Annotated in this window: 8 protein-coding genes; 4 read left to right on the top strand and 4 right to left on the bottom strand. The window is 71.3% G+C overall.

What is annotated here, in order from left to right:
* Positions 1 to 34 precede the first annotated feature (34 nt).
* The 3 genes from ACFFC4_RS15550 to ACFFC4_RS15560 all read right to left on the bottom strand — a co-directional run bounded on the left by ACFFC4_RS15550 (position 35) and on the right by ACFFC4_RS15560 (position 2,528).
* Positions 35 to 799, bottom strand: a complete 765-nt coding sequence (locus tag ACFFC4_RS15550; RefSeq protein WP_375502458.1) for an alpha/beta hydrolase — start codon at positions 797 to 799, stop codon at positions 35 to 37.
* 151 nt (positions 800 to 950) lie between these two features.
* On the bottom strand, positions 951 to 1,076 hold the full coding sequence (locus ACFFC4_RS15555; protein ID WP_375502460.1) for a hypothetical protein: 126 nt from the start codon (positions 1,074 to 1,076) through the stop codon (positions 951 to 953).
* Positions 1,077 to 1,172: 96 nt separating this feature from the next.
* Positions 1,173 to 2,528 carry an FAD-binding oxidoreductase gene (locus ACFFC4_RS15560; RefSeq protein ID WP_375502462.1) on the bottom strand — a complete coding sequence of 452 codons (1,356 nt, stop codon included), beginning with the start codon at positions 2,526 to 2,528 and terminating at the stop codon, positions 1,173 to 1,175.
* A gap of 45 nt (positions 2,529 to 2,573) precedes the next feature.
* Here ACFFC4_RS15560 and ACFFC4_RS15565 point away from each other — a divergent pair, with 45 nt between their 5' ends.
* Entirely contained in the window at positions 2,574 to 3,431 is an 858-nt protein-coding gene (locus ACFFC4_RS15565; protein WP_375502464.1) for a LysR family transcriptional regulator, read from the top strand.
* 10 nt (positions 3,432 to 3,441) lie between these two features.
* Here the strand turns inward: ACFFC4_RS15565 and ACFFC4_RS15570 are convergent, their stop codons facing one another.
* Positions 3,442 to 6,627 carry a BTAD domain-containing putative transcriptional regulator gene (locus ACFFC4_RS15570; RefSeq protein ID WP_375502466.1) on the bottom strand — a complete coding sequence of 1,062 codons (3,186 nt, stop codon included), beginning with the start codon at positions 6,625 to 6,627 and terminating at the stop codon, positions 3,442 to 3,444.
* Positions 6,628 to 6,667: 40 nt separating this feature from the next.
* On the opposite strand from ACFFC4_RS15570, the gene ACFFC4_RS15575 reads away from it, so the two are divergent.
* From ACFFC4_RS15575 to ACFFC4_RS15585, 3 genes are read left to right on the top strand one after another with little or no spacing between them, the layout of a single operon-like run.
* Positions 6,668 to 7,072 (top strand): secondary thiamine-phosphate synthase enzyme YjbQ, encoded by a 405-nt coding sequence (locus ACFFC4_RS15575; protein ID WP_375502468.1) that lies wholly within the window; start codon positions 6,668 to 6,670, stop codon positions 7,070 to 7,072.
* Positions 7,073 to 7,121: 49 nt separating this feature from the next.
* Entirely contained in the window at positions 7,122 to 7,343 is a 222-nt protein-coding gene (locus tag ACFFC4_RS15580; protein ID WP_375502470.1) for a hypothetical protein, read from the top strand.
* 4 nt (positions 7,344 to 7,347) lie between these two features.
* Entirely contained in the window at positions 7,348 to 8,055 is a 708-nt protein-coding gene (locus ACFFC4_RS15585) for an SIMPL domain-containing protein (protein WP_375502472.1), read from the top strand.
* Positions 8,056 to 8,690: the final 635 nt, after the last annotated feature.

Here is an 8,690-nt window from a genome sequence, read left to right on the forward strand (position 1 = left end):
TGGCCTCTGGCGGCCGGAGCGCGGCGGAGGGTGGTCATGAGGGCGTCCCGCCGACGAGCCGGGAGTCGGCGACGCTCGCGATGGGTGGCAGGTGGGCGCCGGCCCGCAGCCGCTCGAGGAACAGCACGATCGAGGCTGCGACGGTGCGGTGGGTCTGGTCGTTGAGGGCGTCGTGGCGGCCGCCGGCGATCGCGACCAGTTCTGCCCGCGGGACGGCGGCGTACCAGCGGCGTGCCGCGTCGAACGGGCTGACGCTGTCGTCCTGGCCGTGCACACCCAGGACCGGAACCGCGATGCGGGATGCCAGCGCGACGTCGATCCATGCGGCGGGGAGTTCGGCGTACAACTCGGACCGGCGCACCCCGTCCGCGGTGATGCGTGCGCGATGGGCGGCGCACTGGGTACGTGCCTCCAGCTCTTGGTCCCAGCCCTGCGCGGGGGCCGCGGCGTCCGAGGTCGGCAGGCCGGCAAGCACGAGGGCAGACACCGCGGGCACCTGCCCCGTCGCAGTCAGGTGAGCGGCGAATGCCGCGCCCGCGTCGGATCCGACGAGCACCCGAGGCGTGCCCGCCTCGGCGCTGGCGAGCAGGTCCTCCACCTGGCCGCGAGCGTGGTGGGCGGACTCGGTGGGAGCGGTGACGGCGTGCACGCGGTAGGCGTCGGCGGCCAGGCGCCGGCCGAGGCGCTCATACACCTCGGGGCTCTCCCCTCGGCCCGGGACCACGAGCAGGGTGCCACGCAGCGCGATGCCCTCCGGCTCGGTCCAGGTACGGACGGCACGATCCTGGGCGACGGTCATGAGGTTGCCTCTCAGCAGGGACGGCGTGCACGGCACGGCTAGCGGGCCTGCCGGCGTAGGCCTGCTCGAATCCGTGACAGGGCCAGCGTCGGCTGCGATGCGCGCGATGGAGGTGACGAGCGACAACGCTCGTCACCGGGGGTGGTGTGGGTCAGCGACAGCGCGCGGTGGCGTGCAGTTTGAGATCGATCACGCGACGTTGGGTGAGGCGGCGGCGCGAGTCGGCGAGCGCAGCTGCGGCAGCAGCCGGCAGCGCGGTTCCCTCGCTCTCGGTCATGTCTAGTAAACTAGTAGGCATTAGTGTCACTGTCCAACGACGATCGGCGATCACTGCGATCGCACGTGCTTATTGGTTCAGGTGGCAGGCGCAGGCTCAGATCGCCCGGCCGGGATTGAGGATGCCGAGCGGGTCGAACACGTCCTTGATTCCACGCTGCAACGCGACGACGTCCTCGCCCAGTTCGATCCTCATCCACCGCCGCTTGAGCACTCCCACTCCGTGTTCGCCGCTGACCGTGCCGCCGAGGTCGAGCGCGGCGCGGAAGATGGCGTTCGCGGCAGCCTGGATGTCCGGGTGCTCGAAGTCCTGGCCCGGGCGCAGCACAACGATCGGGTGCAGGTTGCCGTCCGCAGCATGCGCGAAGGTATGGATCGTGGTGCCGGTCATGGCCGCGGCACGTTCGACAGCTGCAACGGCGTCGGTCAGGCGCGACCGCGGCACGCTGATGTCCTCGATCAACACCCGGCCAAGACGCTCCAACGCCGGCAACGCGGCCCGGCGCACAGCGACCAGGGTCTCGGCTTCGTCGGGGTCCTGCGTCACCGTCACCGATGTTGCCATCGGGCGCAGCGCCTCGACTGCGATCGCGGCCTCTGCGAGTGCCGCAGCGCCGTCGATCTGCACGAGCAGGAAGGCGTTCCCGGCGGCCTTCAGCGTGCTTGCGGCGTGCTCGGCTATCCGAGCCAGGGTGGGGCCGTCGATGAACTCGGCCACCGAGGGCACCACTCCGGCCGCGCGGATCGCCGCCACGGCCGCGAACGCCTGTGCCGGCCCATCGAAGTAGGCGGCGATGGTGGTGGTCGTCGCGGGTAGCGGCCGCAGCCGTAGTGTCGCGCCCACGATCACGCCGAGCGTGCCCTCCGAGCCGACGAACAGGCCGGTGAGGTCGTAGCCCGTAACGCCTTTGATCGCGCGCCGACCGGTGTGGATCAACCGCCCGTCGGCCAGCACGACGTCCAGCCCCAGCACCGCGTCGCGGGTGACGCCGTACTTCGCGCAGCGCAGGCCGCCGGCGTTCGTGGCGATGTTCCCGCCGATCGTCGAGATCTCGACGCTCGCGGGGTCCGGGGCGTACCGCAGCCCCACTGCCCGCGCTGCGCGATCCAGATCCGCCGTGATCACACCAGGCTGCACGGACGCGAGTTCGTTCTCGACGTCGATCCCGAGCACCCGGTCCAGACCGGTCAGGTCGAGCACCACTCCACCGTCGACGGCAGCGGCCGCGCCGGTCAGTGCCGTACCGGCACCGCGCGGCACGACCGGCAGGCCCATGGAATTCGCCAGGCGCAGCACGTGCTGCACGCCGGCGACGCTGCGGACCTGGGCCACGACGGCTGGGGTGACGTCCGGTTCCCATCCGGAACGGTCGAATCGGAACGCACGAACAGTGTCGTGGTCGTCGTGCCACACCACGTCGGCGTGCGCGGGGAAGGTGCGGGTCGAAGTCATGGCGTCCTGAATCCGTTGTGTACAAACCGCATCTATCCTATAGAGATGCCCGGAGTGCTGGACGTCGTTGCCTTGCGCAGCCTGGTCGCGATCGCCGACACGGGCGGCTTCCGGCGCGCCGCCGACGAGCTGAATCTGTCGCAGTCCGCGGTCAGCCAGCACGTGCGTCGTCTCGAGCTCGTCTCCGGTCGCTCATTGGTCGCGCGCGACGGCCGGGCCACCCGGTTCACCCGTGACGGCGAGCGACTGCTCGCCGACGCCCGCGCCATCCTCGCGGCGCACGACGACGCGCTCGCCCGCCTGCTCGACCACCCTGGCACGCAACCCGGCTTCGTCATCGGCGCCACCGAGCACGCCGCCGATCTGCTGCTCCCGGCCGTGACCACGCGGCTGCGCACCCAGTTCCCGGACCAACCGGTGCGCTTTCGCATCGACCGCGGGCACCGCCTGCACGAGGGCATCGACGATGCCAGCATCGACGCCGCGCTGCTCATCGGCGACCAGCGCGGACACCGCACCCGGGCCGGCGGGGCGCTCCCGCTCACCTGGTTCACCGCGACGGACGCCGGCCCGCTGGACACCGCGCAACCGGTGCCGCTCGTCGTGATCGACGGGCCATGCACGATCCGGCGGCGCGCGGTCGAGAGTCTCGGGCGCCACCGCATCCCGGCCTCCGTGGTCTGCGAGGCCGGCCATCTCGCCGGGGTGCTCGGTGCGGTGCGCGCCGGCGTGGGCGTGGCACTCGTCGCGCACTCCGGCCCACCTCCCGAGGGCTTGCGACTCGAACCCGGCCTGCCTGCTGTCCTACCTGAACCGATGCACGTCCGCGGCGGTGACGCCACTACCCCTGACGTCCTCGACGCGGTGGCCGAGGCGGCTCGGTACGCCTTGAGCGGGACGTGATCGGCGCCGATCAGCCACCGGACGTATCCAGCCGGGTGGTCGCCGCTGCGCGGTCGAGCGACCGGCCTCGTGCGTAGGCCGCTTCGAAGCCGGCGTCGCCGAGGCCGTCCCGCAGGGCCGCGGTCGCCGTCCTGATGTCCAGGGCGGTCGAGTCATCGGCGCCGCGCAGCCGGGCCGCCGCACCGAGCACCTCGGCAGCGGACTCGAACCGACCATAGGCGATCTCGAGCTCAGCAGCGAGGACCCCGGTGCTGGCCAGGATCGGCAGGTCCTTCGTGCCGAGCCCCGCGGTGTAGGCCTCATGGGCTGCTCGTCCGGCGGCGGCGAGATCGCCGTCATCCATGGCGATCCGCGCCGAGAGCACCAGCATGAACGCGCGCAGGTGGCTCTGCATCGGATGTTCGCGGGGCAGTTGCTCCAGCCGCCGCATGCCCGCTGCGTGCAGCGCGCGGCCTTCGGCCTCGCGACCTGTGCGCCGATCGAGGTCACCGATCACGGCTGCGACGAACAGCGCCTCGACGCCGCCCCCGGCGTCCGCGCACGCCTGGGCCTGCGCGGCGTAGTCGCGGGCAGCAGCCACGTCGCCGCGCCGTAGCGCGATGTCGGCCAGCCGTGCGTAGGCGAACAGCTTGTCGTCGAAGGAGTTGAGCTCCTCGACCAGTCTCAGGCTCTCCTCGTAGGCCTCGGCGGCGTCGTCCAATCGCCCGTCGAGCAGATAAACCGCGCCCAAGCTGCGCAGCGTGCTGGCCAGCCCCCACCGCTCGCCGAGCTCGCGGAACTGCGCCATCGCCGTCTCGGTCTGTGCCCGCATCGTCGCGATGTCGCCCTCGTTCTCGGCCATCAGCGCGAGGAACATGCGCGTCGCCGCCTGGGCCCAGGCGTTGGTACCGGCCAGCGTCTCCTCGGCGAAACGCTGCGTTCGTTCGCGGTCCTCGGCGAAGTAGGCGACCGCGGGCCGTAACAGCGTCATCCACGGGTGCACCGCCACCGCGACCCCGTCGAACGCGGCGGCGACCGCGCGCAATTCGTCCATCGTCTGCGAGATCTGCTCCGAGCCGGCTCCGGAGGCCGCAAGGTTGAGGGCGAGGGCCGCGCGGGCCACGAGCCGGACGGTGCGGTCCTGCCCGCCGGGCACCGCCAGCGCCTCGACCAGCAGGGTGGGAATGTCACCGTGGTCGCCGAGCATCATGGCGTACCAGGCCAGTTGGACGGCCATGAGGCATGCGCCGTCGGCGTCACCGACATCGCAGCGGTACCGCATCGCAGCCACGATGTTCTCGCGCTCGGCGCCGAGGGTCGCGAACCACGGCAGTTGACCTGCCGTCGTCAGGTGTGGCGACGCCTCGTAGAGCAGGGCGGCGAAGTGTCGGGCGTGCCGTTCGCGGGCGGCCGCCAGCTCGCCCCGCTCGGCCAACCGGTCGACGCCGTACTCGCGGATCGTCTCGAGCATTCGGGTGCGCCTGCCGTCGTCGACGGGTTGCAGCAGTGACTTGTCGACCAGCGAAGCGATGACGTCGGCGACGTCCTCATTCGCGACGTCGCCCGGCCGGACGGCGCTCGCGGCAGCCGTGGTGATGCCCGCAGGAAACACGGCCAGTTGCTCGGCCATCCGTCGCTCCGCCGGGGTGAGCAGGTCCCAGCTCCACTCCACCACCGCGCGCAGGGTCCGGTGCCGGGGCAGCGCCGTGCGGCTGCCGCCGGTGAGCAGCCGGAACCGGTCGGATAGCCGACGCGCGATCTCGTCGATCGGCACCGTCCGCAACCGCGCTGCGGCCAGCTCGATGGCCAGCGGCAGTCCGTCCAGCCGGCGCACGACCTCGATGACCGCAGCGACTGTGCTGTCGTCGACGACGAAGTCTGGTTGGACGGCCGCGGCGCGGTCGGCGAACAGCCGAACGGCCGGGTACTCGAGCGCCTCGACCGGGCCAGCTGCGGCGGTGGGCTGACCCAATGCGGGCACGGCCAGCAGTGCCTCGCCGAAGATGCCGAGCGGCTCGCGGCTGGTGGCGAGCACGCGCAGGTCGGGGCACTCGCCGAGCAGCTGCTCGGCCAAACCGGCGCTGGCCTCGATGACATGCTCGCAGTTGTCGAGGATGAGCACTGCTCGCCGCTGTGCCAGTCCCTCGCGCAGCCGGCTCACTGCGTCGCGGGGCGAGAGAGCGGTGCCGCGGTCCATGAGGTGCGTCTCGCGCAGTCCGACGCTGCCCAGGACGGCCTGCGGGACGTCGGTGCCCGAGGTGACGGCCGCCAATTCGGCCAGCCAGATGCCGTCGGGCGCGCGGTCGCTGATGGTCCGGGCCGACTCAGTGGCCAGGCGGGTCTTGCCCGCCCCGCCGGGACCGACGAGCGTGACGAGCCGGTTCTGCTCGAGCGATTTCGCGATGCGCGCCACCTCGTCCTCGCGGCCGATGAAGCTGGTCAGCTGCGCCTTGAGGTTCGTGCGGCGTGCAGCGGGTGATGGGGCCGGCGCGAGCTCACCGCGCAGCACCGCGAGGTGGAGCTGCTGCAGCTCGGGCGAGGGGTCCACGCCCAGCTCGTCGGCCAGCGCGCCCCGTAACCGCTCGTAATGGCGCAACGCTTCGGCCTGATCACCGGCCGCTGCGAGCGTCCGGATCAGTACGCCGGCAAGGCGCTCGTGCAACGGGTGCTCGGTCGCCAGTTGGCCGAGCATGGCGACGTCCGGGGAGCCGGCAGCTTCGGTGTTGTCGAGGACAGCCGTCAGGCGCAGGTCGTCGAGACGGCCCGCGCGGGCGAGGACGGCCGCGCCGCAGTCGCCGAGCGCGGCCGTTGCTGGCGAGGACCGCCAGAGGTCGAGGGCAGTCCGCAGGGCGTCGGCTGCCGCTGCGTGCTCGCCGCGCCGCAGGGCGGCCGCACCCTCGGCTGCGAGCCGTTCGAAGCGCAGGGCGTCGACGTCGCCGGGGTCGGCGGCGAGCCGGTAGCCGGCGGCCGAGGCGATGACGGCGCCCGCGCCGCCGAGCGCGCGGCGCAGCCTCGAGACGAGGGTCTGCAGCGCGTTAACCTCCTCGGCCGGCGGCTGGGTGCCCCAGACGGCGTCGACCAGCGCGGTCGTGCTGACCGGACGTCCCGCGTCCAGCGCAAGGCGGACCAGCAGCGTGCGCAACCGGGCACCTGCGATCTCGACCGGGCGGCCGGTCGGGTCACCGACCACGAGCGGCCCGAGGATCGCGATCTGCACGACGTCAACTGTCCCACGCGCGGGTGGGCAGGATGGGCGTATGCGCACGGAAACGATGCAGGTCCGCACCGGTGGACGACCCGAGGTTCACGACCTCACCAGCGACTGTTCGGCTTTCGTTCGTGGCGAGGGCGACGGGCTGCTCAGCGTGTTCGTCCCGCACGCCACGGCCGGCGTGGCCATCCTCGAGACGGGCGCCGGCAGCGACGACGACCTGCTCATCGCGCTCGACGAGCTGCTCCCCCGCGACGACCGCTGGCGGCACCGACACGGCAGCCATGGCCACGGGCGCGACCACGTGCTGCCGGCGCTGATCGCGCCGTCGATCACCATTCCGGTGGTGGACGGCGCCCTGACCCTGGGCACCTGGCAGTCGATCTGCCTGGTCGACACCAACGTCGACAACGCCGTACGGACCGTCCGGCTCAGTTTTCTCGCCGGCTGAGGGCCCCTTGAACACGCGGACCGTCGCCCGGAGGGTGCACACTGAGGGGATGAGCGACACGACGTGGATGAACAATCTCGAGGTTCGGTGCCGCTGCGGGCAGATCGGCGTCATCAACGGGGTCGAGGGATCCAGCGCCTTCCCGGACAACGTCTGGGTGACCCACCGGGTCGGGCTCACGATGCAGACGCACATTCACCGCAAGCCCCAGATGACCGCGATCATGGCTCAGGTGGCGCGGCAGTCCGCGAAAGACGGCGACGAGCAGTAGCCAGTTGCCCGGCCTGAACGAGTCCTGCCTGCTGTCGGTCCGGGCCATTGCGCAACGCACCGTCGAGCCGGACGAGACGATCATGCACGCCAGCATGGTCGCCATTGCCGCCAGCAAGAGCGTCGCTCAGCAGCAGTTGGAGATCGCCGTCCAATCCCTGTCGGACGGGTTCGCTGATCTCGGTGGCCTGCCGGAACGGGCGGACGCACCTCACGAAGCGCTGTCCTGGGGTGCACACTCGATGCGCACCGAAGCCGAGCACCGCCACGACAAGAACGGTTCGCAGGCGACGGGTCAACACATCGCTTCCGTGACGTTGCAGGTCGGAGTTCGGGATTTCACTTTGCTCACGGGCGTTCTCGACGCACTGACCTCCCGCGACGACATCACGCTGCACGGCATGTCCTGGCAGGTGGACGAAGACAATCCGGCTTGGTCGCTCGTGCGAGCCGACGCCATCCGAGGCGCGCTGATCAAGGGTCAGGACTACGCGACCGCCCTCGGCGGCCGAGTCGAGCGGGTCCAGCACGTAGCGGACGCTGGATTACTGGGCGGCGAGGCGGTCAGCACCCCGCACCGGCAGGCCACTGCCCTGGCACTGCGAGGAACGCGACGGACATCGCTGAACCCCGAGCCGCAGGTCGTGACAGCGGTGATCGACGCGCGACTGATCACCACCGTCGGAGCCCTGCCGGAGCGTCCAGCCGACTAGAGCGTGTCTTGTAGATCATTGGGGTTAGGTCTGTGTGCCTGTCGGACGTAATGGATGAGCGGCTGAGCCGGCACGACCTGACCGACGAGCAGTGGGCGTTGATGCCGCCGAATCCGCGGCGGGGGCACCGGTGGGCCGATCACCGGCTGGTGATCGACGGGTTTCCTGGCCGCGTTGCAGACCGGCAGTGACGTACCGGATGGCCGGTCGGGCGGGCAGATGCGGAAGGTCGCGGTCGATTCGACCATCGTGCGGGCGCATCAACATGCGGAAGGGGCTCGGCACGCACCGCCGGTCGACGTGCCCGCCGACCGCCTCGAACCGATCGCGTTGGGCCCTTCGAGCCGGGGCGGCCACGCACTCGGCCATGAGCACGGGCGGCAACACGCTCTAGGCGTCGGCGGGCAGCATCCCGTCGCGCCGCTCCGCGGCGAGACGGAGCGTCAGGTGGGGCCGCTGGAGTGCATCTCAGCACGCAAAGCGGACTCCGGCACGCACGGTGGCGGTGGCGCCGGAAAAATCTTTGAAGAAAATCGTGGGCTAGCTGTCGATCCGGCGGCAGGGTGTTCGTCGTAGCTGATGACGGAGCCGGACAGGCCGGCCCGCGACCCAGTGCAGGAGGCAGCTCCATGGCC

This window comes from uncultured Jatrophihabitans sp. (assembly GCF_964244045.1).
GTDB lineage: Bacteria > Actinomycetota > Actinomycetes > Mycobacteriales > Jatrophihabitantaceae > Jatrophihabitans.